This window comes from Rhizobium sp. BK650, assembly GCF_014195325.1.
Lineage (GTDB): Bacteria > Pseudomonadota > Alphaproteobacteria > Rhizobiales > Rhizobiaceae > Rhizobium.
Map to the genome: position 1 here is coordinate 78,768 of NZ_JACIBK010000003.1, position 18,308 is coordinate 97,075.

19 protein-coding genes are annotated in these 18,308 nt (G+C 59.9%); 8 read left to right on the forward strand and 11 right to left on the reverse strand.

Annotated elements, in window-relative coordinates; all coding sequences use genetic code 11:
* Window positions 1-36: 36 nt before the first annotated feature.
* Window positions 37-2,196, reverse strand: coding sequence for a M48 family metalloprotease (locus tag FHX15_RS08535; protein ID WP_184395508.1), 2,160 nt, complete (start codon window positions 2,194-2,196; stop codon window positions 37-39).
* Window positions 2,197-2,412: 216 nt separating this feature from the next.
* On the opposite strand from FHX15_RS08535, the gene FHX15_RS08540 reads away from it, so the two are divergent.
* On the forward strand, window positions 2,413-3,819 hold the full coding sequence (locus FHX15_RS08540) for an adenylate/guanylate cyclase domain-containing protein (RefSeq protein WP_184395510.1): 1,407 nt from the start codon (window positions 2,413-2,415) through the stop codon (window positions 3,817-3,819).
* 78 nt (window positions 3,820-3,897) lie between these two features.
* On the opposite strand, the gene FHX15_RS08545 is transcribed toward FHX15_RS08540, so the two are convergent.
* From FHX15_RS08545 to FHX15_RS08585, 9 genes are all read right to left on the reverse strand, one after another.
* The gene (locus FHX15_RS08545; protein ID WP_184395512.1) at window positions 3,898-4,926 is read right to left on the reverse strand and encodes an acyltransferase; all 1,029 of its coding nucleotides are present in this window, start codon (window positions 4,924-4,926) and stop codon (window positions 3,898-3,900) included.
* A 629-nt stretch (window positions 4,927-5,555) separates the two neighbouring features.
* On the reverse strand, window positions 5,556-5,840 hold the full coding sequence (locus FHX15_RS08550; RefSeq protein WP_184395514.1) for a copper-binding protein: 285 nt from the start codon (window positions 5,838-5,840) through the stop codon (window positions 5,556-5,558).
* 23 nt (window positions 5,841-5,863) lie between these two features.
* Window positions 5,864-6,343, reverse strand: a complete 480-nt coding sequence (locus tag FHX15_RS08555) for a plastocyanin/azurin family copper-binding protein (RefSeq protein WP_184395515.1) — start codon at window positions 6,341-6,343, stop codon at window positions 5,864-5,866.
* Window positions 6,344-6,373: 30 nt separating this feature from the next.
* Window positions 6,374-7,723 carry a multicopper oxidase family protein gene (locus FHX15_RS08560; protein ID WP_184395517.1) on the reverse strand — a complete coding sequence of 450 codons (1,350 nt, stop codon included), beginning with the start codon at window positions 7,721-7,723 and terminating at the stop codon, window positions 6,374-6,376.
* A 14-nt stretch (window positions 7,724-7,737) separates the two neighbouring features.
* Window positions 7,738-9,201 (reverse strand): TolC family protein, encoded by a 1,464-nt coding sequence (locus FHX15_RS08565; protein WP_184395524.1) that lies wholly within the window; start codon window positions 9,199-9,201, stop codon window positions 7,738-7,740.
* Entirely contained in the window at window positions 9,198-9,425 is a 228-nt protein-coding gene (locus tag FHX15_RS08570; protein WP_184395526.1) for a hypothetical protein, read from the reverse strand. Before FHX15_RS08570 ends, FHX15_RS08565 begins: the two co-directional genes overlap by 4 nt.
* A gap of 87 nt (window positions 9,426-9,512) precedes the next feature.
* Complete coding sequence (locus FHX15_RS08575; RefSeq protein ID WP_184395528.1) at window positions 9,513-9,938, reverse strand: hypothetical protein; 426 nt, start codon at window positions 9,936-9,938, stop codon at window positions 9,513-9,515.
* 173 nt (window positions 9,939-10,111) lie between these two features.
* Window positions 10,112-10,609 (reverse strand): cytochrome b, encoded by a 498-nt coding sequence (locus FHX15_RS08580; protein WP_184395530.1) that lies wholly within the window; start codon window positions 10,607-10,609, stop codon window positions 10,112-10,114.
* Window positions 10,610-10,695: 86 nt separating this feature from the next.
* A complete protein-coding gene (locus FHX15_RS08585) occupies window positions 10,696-12,621 on the reverse strand; it encodes an adenylate/guanylate cyclase domain-containing protein (protein ID WP_184395532.1) in 1,926 nt (641 codons plus the stop codon).
* Between the two features lie 281 nt (window positions 12,622-12,902).
* Between FHX15_RS08585 and FHX15_RS08590 the strand changes: the two genes are divergently transcribed.
* The 3 genes from FHX15_RS08590 (at window position 12,903) to FHX15_RS08600 (ending at window position 14,684) form a co-directional block, all read left to right on the forward strand.
* Window positions 12,903-13,238: a hypothetical protein gene (locus FHX15_RS08590; RefSeq protein WP_184395533.1), complete on the forward strand. Its 336-nt coding sequence runs from the start codon at window positions 12,903-12,905 to the stop codon at window positions 13,236-13,238.
* A gap of 331 nt (window positions 13,239-13,569) precedes the next feature.
* A complete protein-coding gene (locus tag FHX15_RS08595; RefSeq protein ID WP_184395535.1) occupies window positions 13,570-14,133 on the forward strand; it encodes a hypothetical protein in 564 nt (187 codons plus the stop codon).
* A gap of 224 nt (window positions 14,134-14,357) precedes the next feature.
* On the forward strand, window positions 14,358-14,684 hold the full coding sequence (locus FHX15_RS08600) for a hypothetical protein (protein WP_184395537.1): 327 nt from the start codon (window positions 14,358-14,360) through the stop codon (window positions 14,682-14,684).
* A 165-nt stretch (window positions 14,685-14,849) separates the two neighbouring features.
* Here FHX15_RS08600 and FHX15_RS08605 read toward each other — a convergent pair whose 3' ends face one another.
* On the reverse strand, window positions 14,850-15,722 hold the full coding sequence (locus tag FHX15_RS08605) for a metallophosphoesterase (protein ID WP_246778898.1): 873 nt from the start codon (window positions 15,720-15,722) through the stop codon (window positions 14,850-14,852).
* 147 nt (window positions 15,723-15,869) lie between these two features.
* Here FHX15_RS08605 and FHX15_RS08610 point away from each other — a divergent pair, with 147 nt between their 5' ends.
* The 4 genes from FHX15_RS08610 (at window position 15,870) to FHX15_RS08625 (ending at window position 18,262) form a co-directional block, all read left to right on the forward strand.
* Window positions 15,870-16,130, forward strand: a complete 261-nt coding sequence (locus FHX15_RS08610; protein WP_184395541.1) for a KTSC domain-containing protein — start codon at window positions 15,870-15,872, stop codon at window positions 16,128-16,130.
* 155 nt (window positions 16,131-16,285) lie between these two features.
* Window positions 16,286-16,804 carry a hypothetical protein gene (locus tag FHX15_RS08615; protein ID WP_246778899.1) on the forward strand — a complete coding sequence of 173 codons (519 nt, stop codon included), beginning with the start codon at window positions 16,286-16,288 and terminating at the stop codon, window positions 16,802-16,804.
* A 55-nt stretch (window positions 16,805-16,859) separates the two neighbouring features.
* Window positions 16,860-17,366 (forward strand): hypothetical protein, encoded by a 507-nt coding sequence (locus FHX15_RS08620; RefSeq protein WP_184395544.1) that lies wholly within the window; start codon window positions 16,860-16,862, stop codon window positions 17,364-17,366.
* Between the two features lie 602 nt (window positions 17,367-17,968).
* Window positions 17,969-18,262, forward strand: coding sequence for a hypothetical protein (locus FHX15_RS08625; protein WP_184395547.1), 294 nt, complete (start codon window positions 17,969-17,971; stop codon window positions 18,260-18,262).
* The last annotated feature ends 46 nt before the right edge of the window (window positions 18,263-18,308 follow it).

An 18,308-nucleotide genomic window follows, 5' to 3' on the forward strand; every position in this document is an offset into this window, starting at 1 on the left:
ATCCTGACACGATGCAGAGCTTGTCGCGTTGCGGCATCAGACAGCCGCAGACGCGCCCCCTCCGGCAGATTGAGATAGCTCCCTCTGCGCGTGAGCCGCATCGTGGTAACGGCTGACGAGCGCGCTGAATTCCGCCGCCTTCATGCCGCGAATGCCCATTGCCCCGATCGTGACGAGGCGCTGCTTGCGGTCGATCTTGCTGTAGAGCGCCCGCCGCTTCTTTGCGGGGAGCGAGGCGGATGGCGCCAACCAGAGGCGAAGCGCAAAGCGGTTCGAGGCATGGACTTGATGGGCGTCAATATCCGTCCAGGCAACCGGGCCGTCGAGCGTCGAGGCCCGCAACTCTGCCGGTGTCAGGATCAAGAGCGGTTGGCCCGCCGATTTGTGAAGATAGAGCGCGTAGAGGCTGCAAAGGACGACGCCGGCTGCGGCGATGCCGGATACCAAAGTCCGGGCGGATTGATCATGCGCAAAGCCGATCTCCGCCGCAAAGACTGTCACCATCAGCCCGAAGCCTGCGAAGATGGCCGCGACGATCGCCATCGTCCAGATCATCGGCCTGACATTGTTGTAGAGGATCGTTTCGCCGGGTGCGGCCGCGGCAAGAGCTTCGAGCGCCTGCCGGCGGGCCGTGCGTAGATTGCGCACCTGCTCCAGGTAATCGCCGCTCAGCTGCAGGCAAAGTGCCTTCCAATCCGAGAAGAGCCCGCAGGCGAAGGTGAGGCCGGCTGGTTTCGGCGCGCGCGTTGCGAGGTTCAGCAATCTCTCGTCGACTGTGAGCCCCATCGCCTGAATGCGCTGGATGGTCGGTGGGTGCGTATCGGTCGGATGCGGTTGTCGGTCTTCGAGCAGGGAGACAGGATCGGGCCAGCCATTGACGCGAACGAGTTCCGAGGTCTCGGCAACCACGTCAAGCGCAGGCTCGGAATCATCGGCAGCAAGCACTCCATCGGCGGCAAGGCTGAAGACGTGGTCGAGGGCAGGGGCGATCAGCCCGGTTCTGACCAGGGCGGAGGCCGCGCCGACGGTCGAGCTGGAGCGGGCGCCGCTTCGGTCGGCCTCGAACTCGCGAATGCGGCTCCAATGGTTCACCGCATGATCGAACTGCTGGAGGGCGTGAAAGCCGAGCATGGCTGCCGGATAGAGGACAAAACTGCCGCCATCGCCGCTCTGCAGGGCCGTCAGCGATCGCCAGAGGCCGGCATAGATCGGTGTGAACCTCTGGCTGTAGAGCGTATCCTTGCCGGAAAAATGCGCCAGTTCGTGGCCGATGATGGCCGCGACCTCTGGCTCGTCGAGCAGGTCGAGATAGGGCGCGGGGAGGTAGAGCGTTCGCCCGCGGATGATTTCTTTTTCCGGCCAGAGCCGCATTTCGCTTTCGGTGACGAAGAAGCCCTTGGTAAGGCCGACGATGACGGTATCCGGTTGCACGGCTTCCTGCCGGTCGGCAAGGTCGCGGACGAAGCGGAAGAGCCCGGGCGCGTCGGCTTCCTCCACCCTGCGCCCGGAAATATCCATCGGCTGGGAGGTGAAAAGCGCAAAGACGTTCTTGAGGCCGCGCAATGCCAGGAAGGCGCTGTAGGCCGCAAGCCCGGCAAGGCCGAGGGCCAGGACGAAAAGCCTCGCGCTGCCCGACGAGAAATCTGCCCACAGGCCCATGCTGACCGCCTCGAACACGGCTGCGCAGACCACGCCGGCGCAAAATCCGATGATGAGCGCCGCAAGAATGAAAGGCAGGATGACGCGCAGGCGCCCGAAACTTGCGATCAACTGCTCCTGGGATCGCCGCGCCCTCGAGCCGCTGACAGCAGCGGTGGCAAGCCCGAACATGCCGCTGGCAAACGCCAGGATCGCGCCGCCCATCGTGCCCCAGGTAAGCGGCCGGCGGATCGAGGAAATCTCCAGATCCTCTTGCGCTTGCTTCAGCGCCGCCTCGATCTGCGAGACGGCGACCATCGCCGAAACGGTCTGCTGCCCCGCTTCCGTCTGGAAGGTCAGCATGGTCATCGGATCGGTGGCGGCGATTTTCCTGATCTCGGCCAGCGTCGCCTCAAGCTCCTGCGACTGTTCTTTCGATTGTGTCGCCGTCTCGGACGCTCTCTCGGCTTGCCATAGCCCGAGACCGAACAGTGCGGCTGGAACGATCACCAGCCAGAGAAAAAGGCCCACGGTGTGGGGAAGCCTGATTATCCGCATCGTCCCTCCCTGATCGGGCGCCGATCGACCCTCGAATATTCCCGTATCAATTGTACGGCGTGAACCGATATCAGCAGCATTTCAAAAAATCGACGTTCGATCCGGGGTTGTCCACCATTGAGACAGGCTGATGTCTATCAAGCGATTCCGTGATATAATTTCAATCTTCCAAGCGGCCTTGTCAGCCGTGGAGTTTCGCCCACAGAGGCTTGTCCGATGAGTGAAATGGACGTGCTTTTTGCAGCCTTGCGACAGGCGGCCGATCCTGAGACGGCCGACTGTATCGAAAACGTCGTCAGGCGTGGCGCCGATCGCGATCTCAATCGCATCAACGCGCTGGCCTTTGCCGCGGCACATCGTCTCGATGAAGAGAAGGTGATCGCGGCCTTCCTCCATGCCGCCCGCATGGGGGCTTTCGAGATGACCTGGAACGTGCTTTGCCCCGGATGCGGCGGCGTGCTCGACAGTGGCGCGACGCTGAAAACCGTCGACCGGGACTGCTATCACTGCGCGCTCTGCGCTGCCGGCTACGAGCCGACCCTCGACGAGATGGTCGAGGTGACCTTCACGGTCAGCCCGCGGGTGCGCAGGATCGCTGCCCACGATCCCGACCGGCTGCCTTCGCTCGAATATTACCGGCAGATCTTTTTCAGCACCGGCGTCGACCTGCCCGACAATCTCGAAGAAAGATTCGCACACGTCCTTCTGGAGGAGGTCGAGCTGGAGCCGGGCGAGAGGGCTCTCGTCTCGCTGCAGCTGCCGGCGGCGTTCGTCATTATCTTCGATGCGGTGACGCATTCCGCCCAGTTCATCGACGTGCAGGGCGAACCGACCGACGAACGGCAAACTCTGTCGATGGTCCTCAGCAACGGGCATGCGCCGAACGAAACGCTTGTCCTGCGGCCGGGCCCGCTGCGGCTGACGCTGGAAAACCACACCGATCGCAGGGTGCTGCCGAATGTCTGCGTCGCGGGAGACGAGCTGCACGACATATTGGGCCACAGGCGACCCTTCCTGACGGCCAAGCGGCTCCTGACGAACCAGAGTTTTCGCGACATCTACCGGACCGATACGCTCGATGTCGATCAGCGCCTGAAGATCACCAGCCTGACCTTCCTTTTCACCGACTTGCGCGGCTCGACTGCGCTTTACGAACGTGTCGGCGATCTCTCGGCCTTCGATCTGGTGCGCACGCATTTTAGGGTTCTGCACGAGATCGTCGCGGGCGAAGCCGGCGCAGTCGTGAAAACCATCGGCGACGCCGTGATGGCGACCTTCCCGAGTCCGGACCGGGCGGTGGCGGCCGCACTCAGGATGCGCGAAGCCATGCTGCGGCTGAACGCCGAACGCGGCAGCGAGGATCTTCTCCTGAAGATCGGCATCCATGAAGGACCGTGCCTTGCCGTGAACATGAACGACCGGCAGGACTATTTCGGCCAAACCGTCAACATCGCCTCACGCGTGCAGGAGCTCGCCGAACCGCATGTGATCCTGACGACCGAGGCCGTGGTCGACAACGAGCAGGTCTCGGAGATCCTGCGCGACGGCGGCATCAGCTCTGTGTCGCGGATGGAGGAGCTTCATGGCATCGGGCGCGAGGTGCGGATATTTGCATTGTCGTGAGGGCTGCGGTTCGATGTCGTGTGAGTTCGCGTGTTTTCGCAGGCGGGCAGGGAGCGATGGGCGTTACCCTTAACTGTTCTACGCAGGTGCAGACTGACCCTTCCACCGGTTCGACCATGATATCGCGTGGCGCTCAAGCAACATCCACGACGCCCAGGCAAATAGCACGGACAGCGATCCAACGGTTACCATCGTGAAAAGGCCGCGCGAGAAGCTGAAGCCGATATCATCACTCAATTTCAAAAGGACGGCCCAAATCGGAAGATGGTAGAGATAAGCGCCGTAGCTGATACGGCCGAGGCCGCTTACGAACTTATTTTCCAAAATCTTCGGGAGCAGGCCTTTTGAGGCGAAGACGACCAGCGCGACCAGTGGCAACAACAGCGCTGCTTCCAGGATTACCCATTCAACGAAGTCGCCGAGGTCAAAGCCGGTTAATATGATCAATCCAGATATACCGACCGCCACGGACAACCAGACAAGCCGCCGCGGAGGACTCCACCTTTTTTCGGAGAGGAATGAGAGACTGGCGCCGGCCGCCAAGGCATCGATCGAATCGAAAGGCAGCGCATTGGCTATCTCGACCTTGCCAAGGGCAAACGCGAATATTCGATAGAGCAGCGTGCAGGAAATAAGTGCGCCGGAAAATTTCAGAAAATGGCGCGAAGGCAACGCCAAGATCACGAAGGGCCACATCAGATAGAATTGTTCTTCGACAGCGAGTGTCCAAAGGTGCTGCAGCGGCCAGGGCTCGGGGCCGTGTAGTGCATACCAGAAATTCGAGAGGAACAATGCGTGCCACGGCAACGATTCACGCATCATCTTGAAATGCAGCCAGTGTGCCAGGAGTACGAAACATCCGAGCATGAAGAAGTACGGCGGCCATATTCTTGCAGCTCTTCGAATAAAGAATCTAGCAATGGTCGCTGCCGCGTTTTCGTCGCCGCTTCTGGCTTCCAGGAGGATATTTGTGATTAGAAAACCGCTCAACACGAAGAATAGCCGGACGCCAACATGTCCTAAGTCCGAACTTTCCTCCCAGAAATGAGAGTAGAAAACCGACAACAGGGCAATAGATCGCAATCCGTCTAGTTGAGGCTTCCTCAATCAACGCTCCGATATTTTCATTGATCATGATAGGCAGAGGAAAAACCGCAAGCAAGTCATGTATCGGCTCCAAGCAATTCTTCGTTCGCTCGCGCATGGGCGCTCGACGCAAGGAGCGGCAACTGCTACCGAATTTCCGCCGTAAGGGTGGGACTTTAGTCCGATTGAAGGCGGTGATCGGCCCGCTAATTTCTATTGAGCTGATGACTCCAGAGTCAGCATGAAAAGGGTGTCTTATTGTCCCGAGCTCGAGCGCCCTTTTCAACTCTTTCTCCTCATCAGCCGCCAACACCCCTTGGCGGCTTTTTCGTATTTCCAGTGCTTAGCGAAGCCCGCTCGAACACGGGTGGTGGGAGAGGCTCGGCGTATAACTGGCTTATTGCTCTCTCATCCGAAACGGCTGCAGTTTCAAGCGATCGTGAGTCATCGCGGCGCCGGCAGCAAGCAGAAATGGGGGCATTTCGATGGGGTTTACTGAAGCTGTTCGCTCAGTTCTGAAAGAAAATATGCAACCTTCTTAGGCGACCTTTATTGAGGCAGGTAACCAACCTGTCGGAATGACGTTCCTTTTATGCCATTTCTCTGCATCGGGGTGGCCCGGGTCCGCGACAGACCCGGGCCTGACCGGCCTACTTGACCTCAACCACGGTCAGCTTGCCTTCGACGCGGTCGGCGACGAACTCGATGTTCTGGCCTGCCTTCAGCTTCCCGAGCATCGCGGCATCCTTGACGCGGAACACCATCGTCATGGCGGGCATGTCGAGATTCTCCAGGTCTTCGTGCTTGATGGTGACCTTTTGCGCCTTGGCATCGACCTTCTCGACGATGCCCCTGGTGTATTCCTGTGCGATTGCGCCTGCAGCAGTGCCGACAGAGAGCAGGAAGGCGAGGGTGATCTTGATTGCAGTTTTCATTTTCGGTCTCCTTTCGGGATGTGTCATTCGGCAGCGACGCTGACGTCGCCGTGCATGCCGGCCTCGTAGTGGCCGGGGATCAGGCAGGCGAACTGGAATTCGCCGCCGGTGGTGAACTTCCAGACGATCTCGCCGGACTGGCCGGCCGTCAGGCGGAGCGAGTTCGCATCGGCATGTTCCATCTCGGGGAATTTCTCCATGACCTTCTTGTGCTCCAGGATCTTGTCTTCCTGGTCGAGCACGAATTCGTGGTCGCTTTGCCCGGCATTCTTGATGGAGATCTTGACCGTCTGGTCCTTGCGAACCTTGATCATGGCGGGCTGGAACAGCATCTTGCCGTCCTCGGTTTCCTTCATGCTGACGCGAATGGTCTGGGTGACCTTCGACTTGTCGCCGGGCTCGCCGACCGCCATTTTTTCACCGTGCCCGCCGGCATGGTTGCCGGAAGCAAGCGCTGGGCCGGCGATGGCCGCAAGAGCCAGTGCGAGAGTATGAATTTTCATTTCAAGTCCTTTGGTTGCTGGGGATTTGCATCAGCCGTGCTGCATCGACTTCGGCGTGATGGTGGTGTTTGCGTCCTTGGCCTTGGTCGCGTCCGGCAGGTCGCCGGTCCACTCCCAGGCCTGGGTGCCGGGCGGGTTTTCGTACCAGCCCGGATCGGCGTAATCGTCCGCCGAAATGCCTTCGCGGACTTTCACGACGGAGAACATGCCGCCCATTTCGATGGGGCCGTGCGGACCCCAGCCGGTCATCATGGGCACGGTGTTCTCGGGAATGGGCATTTCCATTTCGCCCATATCGGCCATGCCTTTGGTTCCCATCGGCATGTAATCAGGTTGAAGCTTGCGGATTTTTTCGGCGAGCTTCGACTTATCGGCCCCGATGAAGGTCGGGATGTCGTGGCCCATCGCATTCATCGTGTGATGCGACTTGTGACAATGGATCGCCCAGTCGCCGAGATATTTGGCGTCGAACTCGTAGGCCCGCATGGCGCCGACGGGAATGTCGATGCTGACCTCCGGCCAGCGGGCTTCCGGCCGCACCCATCCGCCATCCGTGCAGGTGACTTCGAAATCATAGCCATGCATGTGGACGGGGTGGTTGGTCATGGTGAGGTTGCCGACCCGCACCCGGACACGATCGTTTTTCGAGACCACCAGCGGGCTGATGCCGGGAAAGACCCGGCTGTTCCAGCACCACATGTTGAAGTCGGTCATTTCCATGATCCGCGGCACGTATGAGCCGGGATCGATGTCATAGGCGTTGAGCAGGAAGACGAAGTCGCGGTCGACGCGCATGAATTTGGGGTCTTTGGGATGAATGACGAAAAAGCCCATCATGCCCATCGCCATCTGCACCATCTCGTCGGAATGCGGGTGGTACATGAAGGTGCCCGACTTCACGAGGTCGAACTCGTAGACGAAGGTCTTGCCGACGGGAATGTGAGGCTGCGACAGACCGCCGACGCCGTCCATGCCCGAAGGCAGGATCATGCCGTGCCAGTGGATGGTCGTATGTTCCGGCAGCTTGTTGGTGACGAAGATGCGGACGCGGTCGCCTTCGACAGCCTCGATCGTCGGCCCCGGCGACTGTCCGTTATAGCCCCAGAGGTAAGCAGTCATGCCGTCGGCCATCTCGCGCTCCACCGGTTCCGCGACGAGGTGGAATTCCTTGACGCCGTTGTTCATCCGATGTGGGAGCGTCCAGCCATTCAGCGTCACGACCGGCTGATAGTCAGGCCCGGAGGTCGGATGCAGGGGCGGCTGCATGTCGGCCGATTCCATGGTTGGTGCGTCCGGCAAGCCCATTGCCGAGGTCTTCGTCCAGGCTCCGGCCGCCATCAGGGCGGCACCGGCGCCGAAGAGTTGTCTTCTGTTGAACATGTGAAAATCCTTTTTCAATGACCGCCGCCGTTCTCGGACGACGAAGCGGCCTCGGTCCCGGCCGATGCCGCAGAGGTACCGCCGCCATAGACGGCGGGCGCGAGGCTGACGTCGGCGAGCCAGAAGTCCCGCTTGGCGTTGACGGAGAGCAGGATGGAGTTGATCTTGTCGCGCGTGTCGGTGAGTAGCTCGAAGGTGTTGGTGATCATGCCGTTGTAGGAGAGGAGGGATTCCTCCTCGACCTTGGTGCGCAGCGGAACGACATTGTTGCGGTAATGGCGGGCGATGTCGTAGTTCGACCGATAGGCCTCATAGGCCGACCGCGCTTCCGAGCGGACGTTGACGGCCTTCTCCGCCAACTGATTGGCCGCACGAATGTAGCCGAGCTCGGCCTTGCGCATGCGGGCCTTGCCGGTGTCGAAGATCGGGATTGAAAATTCCAGCTCTCCGGTCGCCGTCGTCTCCCATTTCTTGTCGCCGTCTTCCCCAACCTCCCTCTCGGACTCGGCTCCGGCGAGGATCTGGAGATCGGTGACGTAGCGGGTCGCTTCCGTCAGGCCATAGGAGCGCGCGGTGGCTTCCAGTTCGAGCCTGGCGACCTGGAGATCGATGCGGTTGCCGAGCGCTTCCGCCTCGATCGTATCGCGCTTCATCAGCGCCTTCGGCAGGGGCGGCAGGCTGTTCGGCACCTGGAATTCAGTATCCGGCCCCCAGAGGCCCATCTGCCTTGTCAGCTCTTCCTTTGCCAGGCGGGCGGCCAGGCGGGCCTTGGCGGTTTCACCGGCGAGTTCGGCTGCGAAGACATGCTCGCGGGCCTGCGCGCCCTTGGTCATCGCCCCGGTCTCGCCAAGCTTCTCGGCAAGCTCGGAGGCTGCATCGGCGGCCGCCTGGGCCCGCTGGAGCTGGGTCACATTCTCCCAGGCGGCGACGGCGTTGGTCCAGGCGCGGCGCGTGTCGGCCGCGAGCTGCAGCGTGCGGACCGCAGCATTCAGCTGGGCCTGGCGGAAACGCGTATCGGCAATCTCGATATCGCGCTTCTTGGTCATCAGCGCCAGGAGATTGGTGGTGATCGCGCCTTCGATCGTCTTGAACGCTCCCAGTTCCGGCGTGCCGATGCCGGAGAAGCCGATGGAGGCCGTCGGGTTCAAGAGCATGGTCGATTGCCATGCGTCGGCGGCACTTTCGCCAAGATCGGCATAGGCGGCCTGCAGGCCCTTGTTGTTGATGAGGGCGATCTGGACGGCCGTTTCCGCGTCCAGCGTCTTCCTGCCGGCAAGGAGCGCTTTCACCTTGGCGGAGGCCACTTCGGCTTCCTGCCGGTTCTGTACCCAGACGGTCTGTTTGGAGGCGGCACCGCCGACCTTGGCGGAGACGGTCGTGAAGCCTGCCTCTTTCGCCGCATATTCGGCACTGCTGACGCAGCCTGCAAGGACGAGGGGCAGGGCTGTGAGGGCAGGAAGCTTTTTGATTATGCTCATGAAGCGTCTCCCTTTTGCGGAGACTGCTCTTCGTTCTGCTGCCCCCAGGGCTTGGGATCGACCGGCTGGCGGGCGACAAATCCCGAGACGGGCGAACGATACCGGAGCGGCCGGACGGAATAGGCCTGCCCGATATCCACGGGTGCAATGACATCTGGAGGTAGCGTGGATGCGCAGCCGCCCGCAACAAGCGGCAGCCCCACCAGCAATATGGAAGGTTTCATCTTAAAAATCCGAATAATAGACATTCACGGGCAGGCGCGGTTTCACCACGGCATGCCTTCGGACCCGCAGGTGCGGGGAGTCGCTATTCAGATCTTGGGCGGGCGATGAAGGGGTGGCAGTTCGCCGAGGATGCTCTGATCGTCGGCGAAATGGCGGATCGAAGAGATGATCGGTCCGCCGATCTCGTGCACTTGCCCGACGATGCCGAAGCCGCCGCAGAAATCCTTGCAGCATTGCTGCTTGGAAAGCTGTTCGTCGTCGCTTGGCGTCGAGCCGTGATCATGCTCGATGGAGGCATTCTGGACGACGCCGTGATCGCCCGAGGCGGCATGATCCTCGCCTGACATGGCGTGGTGATCGTGCCCGCCTGCCGATATTGCCGGCGGCTGCAGATCGGGGAAAGCCGAACCGTGCATGGCGGCATTGGCATTGGACAGCGTGTATCCCGCCAGCGATACGATGATCACCAGCCGCACGAAAAGGAGCAGTCTGCCCAGCGCGTTCAGATACATTTCGCCCATAACTCCGGAGCTGCCATCGGGCCGCTCCGCTTCACTATCCTCTACAGGCCTTCCTATGATTCGTGATCCCCAGGAGGCCGTTCGGATCTGCGTCTAGAGCTTCCCCCTACTGGAAGGTCAATATCCTTATCGCGCCCGATTGCGGTTTTCTCCGTGTCGGCGCTTCAAGCCGCGGTCTGGTCGTTGCGCGGCAGGATCATCCGGTCGAGTGTTGCGTCCCGCCTGATCAGCGTATGCCAGGCTGCAGCGGCGAAGTGGAGGGCGACCATCGCCAGGATGATATACGAGCCGACGACATGGAGCGGTGCTACCGAGAAGGTCAGGTAGCTGGCGACGAAGCCAAGCGTGGCCTGGGCGATGATGACGGCATAGAAGCCGAAGTGGAGGGCCTTTGCCGGCAGCTCCGAGGCCGCCGGCGATGCTGGCGGTGAGGGCGGGCGCATGATCCTCAGCAGGAGCCGTAAGCCCATGAAGGCCCCGATCGCCATGCCCGTATAATTGTGGACCAGGTGCTGAAAGACATCGAAAGACGAGGGCTGCATGCCCAGGTGCACCGCATGGTGGATCCGCTCGATGCTGCCTCCCGTCAGGTATTGCACGGGCAGCAGCCCGGCGATCAGCCAGTGAAGGGCGATCTGGGAAGTCCTGTAACCGTCGCGCATCCGATCCTCCAAATGGGGTGGAGGATGCCGTGTCTCGGTAAAGATTGGGTATCGGCAACGGAAACGCCCGCTTTCTCGTGGCACCGCTATGCGCTTTGGCTTGAATTGCTCTCCCCAACCAGCTCCCATAGATCCACCTTCTCAGCACGCCCCTTGAGCTGCACCAGACCCAGCGAACGCATTTCGAAACAGTCGCCGACCGCCTCGCGGATGGCGGCGCTGACGAGGATCGAGGTGTCGTAATCCTTGTTCAATCCCTCCAGCCGCGAGGCGACGTTGATCGTGTCGCCCATGGCCGTGTACTGCTGGCGCGAAATCGCGCCGAAGCTGCCGACGACGGCGGGGCCGGTGTGGAGGCCGAAGCGGGTGACGAGTTCGGGGCGGCCATTCTGCCTGTTTTCCGCGTTCAGTTCGTCGACCGCCCCTTTCATCGCGAGCGCGCAGCGGCAGCCGTGCTCGGCATGATCAGCATCCTCGACGGGGGCATTCCACATGACGAAGATGGAGTCGCCGAGATATTGCACGACGGTGCCGCCATGGCGTTCGGCTGTTGTGTTCAGGAGTTCGAAATAGGCTGACAGCGTATCGACCACTTCTTCGGGCGAATGCTGCTCTGATATGCTGGTGAAATCCCTGATATCGGTGAAGAGCACGGTCACATCCTGCCGTATGCCCCTGAAGACCGTTCTTCCCTCGGGATTAACGATGCGCCTTACGACTTCGCGCGGCACATAGAGGGCAAACTGGCTGATGGCGTGCCGGCTGGCCGCAAGCGCGGTCCCCAGCGTATTGATCTCGGTGATCCAGGAATGCGTCACGGGCTTGCCGCCGAAGTCGAGGTCGCCGATGCGGCGAGCCTCATCCGCAAGCCGATTGAGAGAGCGGCTGACCATGCGCGACAGCGTCACCGACGCGACGACGCCTGCGACCAGGAAGCCGCTCGCAACCAGCAGGTTGCGCACGAGCAGCCGGTTGGCTTCCGCCACCAGATCCTCCATTGGCACGATGATGGCCGCCGCACTTCCCTTGAACAGGCCGTCGACGCTAACAGGGGCGACCTGCACGAGATGGGTCTCGCCATCGAGCGAGATACGGGCAAGCCCGCCATTGGCGAAGGCCGGATCCTGCCTGAGCCCGTTCACGGTTTGAAGGCTCGTGTCGAAGCCGTTGGCCGTCGCCTCCATGGCACCGGCACGTCTCGACCAGATGTCGATGATCCTGTTCATGATATCGGGGTCGGAATGGGCGACAAGATCGCCGCCGGCATCGACGATATAGCTGCGGGCGCGCGGCGAGATCGAGCGCGCATCGAGAAGACGGCTGACGGTCTCCAGATGAATGTTGATGCCGACGATCACCTGGGCATTGTCCTTCATCGGTGCGGCGATCGTCAGCGTCGGAACCTTGAGCGTGCTGGTAATATAGGGGCCGACGGAAACCGGCATGCCATCCTGGACGGCCGCCTGGTACCAGGGGCGCTGGCGCGGATCGAAGGAGGAATATTCAACAGAGCGTTTCTCGATCAGGTTCGCCTTGCTGTCGAGAAACTCGAACATCGATATGGGATCGGCGCTGTCTCTTTTGGCGATCGTGCGGATGGCAAAAGCCGTGCCGTCGGGCGCTGCGAGGATGCGCCTGACATCCTGCCTTTCGGTGTTGATGAACTGCAGATAGGAGCCGTCGGGGTAGCCGGCATAGACGCTCGTGGCATCAGGCACGTTGTGCAGGACTTCCCGGAAGAATTCCTGTTTTGCCTTCATATCCTGCGGAGGCGGCGTCGAGATCTGCGGCAGGGCGGAGGCGAAGGCCACCGCTTCCACCCCGCCCTGCAGCGTATTGCGATATCCCTCGATCAGCAGCTGGCTCATCTCGCGCATCTGCCGGGCGCCGGCCTGCACCGCGGCATCGCTTCCATGCCGGAACGCCATCCAGATGATTGGCGTCGACGTGCAGAGCAGCGATGCTACGACCAGCACGCCGAGATGCACCCTCAGAGGTTTGGACCAGTGCACGCGCTTTCCCTCGAAAGGCGGACGCATTCAGCGCCAGCCATTTGCCCTGACTATCAGGGCTCCTCCAGCCGCGCAGGAACGGGTGTCGCCAATTCCCGCAGCTAACTGCTTTTTGAGGAGCTGCACAAGCCATGCTTGCGAGGCGCTCATGTGGGACGGGCTATCCGATAAGGCCGACGGGGTCAGGGCCTGATACAAGATTCTTCTGTGGTTGTTCTTGCGCATTACTCGCGCGGGGCGCGCAGCAATGCTAGAGAACGCCTGCCAACTGGGGTTACATCATGAAAAAACTCATCCTCGCCGCGGCTCTTGCCGCAGCGCTTACCGCTTGCGCGAAAAGACCTGACGCCATCGTCCAGGCCGACATCCCGATGCAGGCCTATACCAATCTCAGCTGTCCGCAGCTTGCGCAGCTCCACACGACCGAAAAGAAGAAGCTCGACGACCTGTCGAAGCAGCAGATCTCCGCCGCCAACGGCGACGCCTTCGGTGTGTTCCTGGTGGGAGTGCCGATCGGCAGTGTTGCCGGCGGGGATAAGGAAGGCGAGGTCGCGGTGTCGAAGGGCAAGGTTTCTGCGATGGAGAGCGCGGCGTTGTCGAAGGGGTGCAAGTTGTAGGCGAGGGGATGAGGCAGGAGGGGATGCTATCGGCGAGAGCACCGGCGTGCGGCCCTCTCCACCCTCATCTCTGTGCTTGTCACAGAGATCCAGCCACCGCGCGTCTGCGCGGTGAATGAGTCATCTGAGGTGAGGGGTGTCGCAAGCCCAAAGCTTCCGGCAGATGCCGGACGGAACTGCGTATTTACGATGTGGAGTCCCATGAGATGATGATGGGATGGTAGTACTATAGCAGCAATCAACCCCATGCGGACCCAGCAACGCGCTGCGAATTGAGTTTTCTTCCAAGGCAAGTCAAAGAATTGAGCAGCATCGCCGAGCGGATAGGAACATGTTTTTATCCAGTGCACCTTGGACCATAGGCCCACTTCCAATCATCGCGACCTTGTGGGCGGGATACGTGCTCGCCGCCGCAATTTTGTCCCGTCAGAGCGTCAACACAAAAGTAGTGGTATCAACGTTCGCGTTTTTTGTGGGACTAGTCCCGCTCGCGTCTCAGCTGTGGATTGTGGGCAATTTCGGTCTGGTCCTCGTCGTGAATCAATTTCTCATTGCGGTCGCCTTCGTTTCATCGCTCATTTTTATCAACATACAAAGTTCAAATCCCCAGAAAGTTCTAATAAAGGATCTCGATATCAATGATATATCAAAGAAAACCTTATTTATACTTGTTGTCCTCGGTTTAATTGACTTCCTGTTTATTTATTTTCGCCCGACGGAGCGCTGTAACGCGGGACGTTGCGCTCTATTGGAGATGTTAATTGGAAGCAGAAGCTCGATATTCGGAAGCCTGTATTTTGCTGATATTTTTGGTAGCTCTGCGACTGCTTTGGCTTTGGTCGGATTTTACGCAATATTAGTGAATCTCATTCGCCGAAGCCGGCAAAGGCGCTAGCCGTGCAAAGCTTGGTTTCCACGGCCACAGCGATTTAACCGATAAGTCGCTGCAACTGCTGTGCTTGAGCCTCGTTACGAAGCAGATGATGATGGGGGATCGGCCTCAACTCGCCGGTTTGACCTTTTTCGGACTTTTGCAACCTCTGCTGCACCGCACGATTTACGTGTAAATCACAACCTGATACCGCTGCCTCTGGGTTGATATTCCGGGGGCGGAGTTAAATGGATACTGAGCATCTGTTCGAAGAACAGCAGCAATTTCACAGCGTTGATGATCTGATGCAAAAGGCAGCCGCCAATAAGGGCGAACTTTCTGGCATTGCCATCTCAGAGGATAAGGTCGTCAAAGAGGCAGAAGCGCTAGGCCTAATCAAAGTTCGCGAGGCAGACGGGTGGTCGATGCATGATACCGTTCATCTGACACCGCGTTCGCGGCTGAACGCTGGCCTGCCGCCGATAGTTCGCCGGCCATCCGCTGCATCCGTTGTACTGCATACGATTGCAGCTTTTGCTATGAGGGTCTTCGGTAAAAGCCGCACGAACTCTTAATGTCGGACGACGGTTGTCTCGCTGAGTTAACGCGTCTCGTCGTCACGGCGTCACGGCGTACAGGACCTTGAAGCAGCTCCATCTGTTCAGATGGCATGTCCGTCCCCACTTGATACCGGCAGTTCCTCTCGCGTGCCACCGCCAGAGACGCGTAGTCGCCTCCTTCTAATACACCGCACCCGGATCGCCATGCGTCAGGTACACCGGCTTGCCCTCTCCAAAACGGCACGAGCCCGGATGAATCTCCGACACCTGCAGCACGGCAACATCTCCCGATGGCTTGATGTGAAGGGCCGACAGGGTGTTTGTCGCGAAGGCGCCGGTGTCGATCGCGATCCGGTTCGGGAAAATTTCGACGTGTTCGCTTGCCGTAATCGTATGGCCGTGGACGACCATTTTTCCGAAGGATTCCGGCGAGTTGAGGAACTCGCCGCGGATCCACATCAGCGAATGAGAATCCTGCTCGTTCAGGGGAATGCCGGGCTTGAGACCGGCATGGACGAGGATGTGCCGGTCGAGTTCGACATAGCGCTCCGCATCGCGCAGGCAGGCCAGGTGCTCCTCGTTCATCCTACGCCGGATCTCGGCCGGGGTGATGGCTGCTCCCATGGGGAGGCCGTAGGAGAGCATCGTCTCGCCGCCGCCGAGATCCATCCAGTGTGCGGCGAGGCTCACCTGGGTGGCCGGGTCGGGCTCGCCAAGCAATCGAAGGGGTATCGCGTCGTGGTTGCCGCGGATCAGTTTCGATCCGGGAACCTCCCGCAACGTCCTGATGACGAGATCCATCGCCGCGCGGCTCTCCGGCCCCCGGTCCATGATATCGCCGAGGAAGACGATCCGATGGCTGATTCCCTCCTGGCGCGCCTTGCCCGCGATACCCGTCAGCATCTCGCCGAGCAGGTCGGCGCGGCCATGCACATCGCCAATGGCGAACGTATGGAGAGAACCGTCTTCGGTCATCGACACCTCCGTTTTGACTCCCGCTATGGGATGAAGTCTTACCAGATTTTCCGGGCATCTACCGGCGCCGAAACGCATTTGCTTCCTGTTTTTCGGCCAAGGCAGCGGCCATTTGCGCACGCAAATGTGAGGAGGCGCAGCGGCCTTGGCTGAGGATAAGACATAGAAATGCTTGACTATATCGGCAGGAATGTTTCCTTTGTGCGACGCAACATAGGAGCCACAATGGAACTCTCGTCAAAGCTCGTGAAATCCGTTGCCTACGACCCGTCGACCGGCGTGCTCGACATCGAGATCCGCCTCAAGGGACATCGCCGTTATTTCAATGTCCCGCCGGTCGTGTATGAAAACCTGATCACGGCGAGCTCGCCCGGCTGGTATTATACGCGCCACATCCGCGATGCATATCCGCGCTCGGCCGAAGGCGCCGACGGCCGCCTCGGGGCATTCAAGGCAATTCTCGGCCGTCGCGACCAGCTTTCCTGAATGCGGCGGGACGGCGGACGGCATTCGGGAGAAGCCGGCGTCGCCGTTGCCATTATCTGCGACGGCATGTTTGTCGCCGAGAAAGTTTTTCTGCCCGAAATTGACTTCCGTTGCGTTGCGAATAGAAGCCAGTCTGGGTGCTCGGAGGGGATATCTTGGCTCGTCGTTTCAGATCCGGCCTGTTGGCCGCAAGTCTCATGATCGTGTCTGCAGGCTTGGCCGCAGCAGAGGAGATGCCGGCGTTCTGGAAGAAATCCATGACCGCCGATCCGGCAACGAACCACTATGTCGCCGAGGCGATGAAGCCGCTCGACAATCCGGATGCGCAGAAATTGCGGGTGGTGAAGCTCGCCGATACGCTCGCCACTCTCTGCAGCGGGACGGCGCTCGACAAAAAGGCGCTCTACGCCTTCATGACCGAGACCCGCTTTGCCGACATCAAGGGCAAGGCCTATAACGAGGCCGCCTTCCTCGCCGACAGCACCTTCCGCTATTTCGACTATCGCGCGCTTGCCCATCTCTGCGCCGGAAGCGCTTATCTATTCGGCCCGGACGGGCATCTTGCGCCGGGATTGCTGAAGACCGGTAAAGCCGGCAAGGGAAGCAGACCGAAGATGAGCTACGATTCCGAAAACCCCTTCGTTTCCCTGCCGCCGCTGGCGCGGAAATCTTGACCGGAGCGCGAGGCGGATGCCTTGCGCGCCGCGGCAAATTTAGACAGCATCTCGCATGCCGACTCTCAAACAGCTCTCCATTGCCCTAGGCCTTCTCACCAGCGACCGGTCTCCGGTTCCCAATGAGGACGGCTGGGTAAACTATGTCTGGCGCGTTCAGCCGGCGCAGCAATGCCTCGATCTCGAGAAGGGCTATTGCAAACTCGTCGAGGGCAAATGGGACTGGAAGCGGCCGCAATATTACTCGTTTTCATTCCGCACGGACCCGCAGGCCAATTCCGTCATATCCCGCGTCTCGTTGCGAAACGAAGACCCTGATGATGACGATCAGGTCTGCATCGTCGCAAGTTTCCTCGATGGCGCCGGGGAGGAGATCGGTATTTTCTATGCCAATTGGCGCGCGCTGCCAGGCCGCTCCTATTCCCGCGAGGTACCGATCTGGCTGAGCAGGAATGTCGGCGAGATCGCGACCGTGGCCGTCGGCACGAAGCAATGCGATGTGAAGGCCAACCTGGACGCGCAGAATTTCAGCAGGATCCGGCTCGCGCTGAACCAGCGCTGACAGCGGGGGCTCTCAGGCTTTCAGCAGTCCTATTGAAAATTGCCGTCTGATGGCGGCGGCGGAAGCACATAGCGGGGGCCGCCGATCCTGCCGCCTTTTTTGACGCCGATCGTTCCTGTCGGGCGCGGGTCCGCCGGCTCATTGCGGAATGACGACACGATTATGAAAATCCCCACCGCAAGCGCAATGAGCGGCGGCGCAACGAACAGGATCAAGATGTAATGCAGTGGTTTCATCTGGTGTCATAAGCAGGTGAGTTTCTCACCTGAGCAGCGCTTTCTGCAGTCGTTGCAATCCGCAAGTTCCAGCGGCTTTCCTGTGTCCGCTCTCACTTACCCTGCCGATGCTGCAAAGTCGGCAGGAGACGAACCTTGATCTTCCTGTCATCCTACTCCGGCTTGTCATCAAAAGATATAACGATCGTCACATACCACAAACGGATGGCGGGTTAGTATTACAGCTAAAGAATTCCTCTGGAGTAACTATTATGGGTAATTTGTCAGGATAAGCGTCATCGGTAACTATGGTGCCTGCCTGAGTGTCGCATACCGCAGGCGAGCAATAGTCGTTAACATCGGGAATAATTCTATTTGGACGCCACAATGACCTGGACTTCCTTCGAGTGTAAGAAGGTACGGAAAGTAAAGTACCACGCGCGCGAGCGAACGCTCGATATCCTCTACGCCGATGGCGGCAGCGGCCAGGCCAGCGGCATCACGATATCCCGATACGAACAGCTGGTCTCCACGCGGCCCGAAGACCGGGACATCTTCTTCCTGAATATCATCGAGCCCTATGTCACCGCGCGCCAGCAGCCTCCGCGGTCTCCAGCCACGGTGCTCAAGTTCATTGCTGCGGCGCTGTTGCTGGCGGTATTATTGTGGTTTCTTTTCTAGCGCGTTTCCATTTTTCTCGGGCCGGCCGAAGCTCTATCTCTTTGTT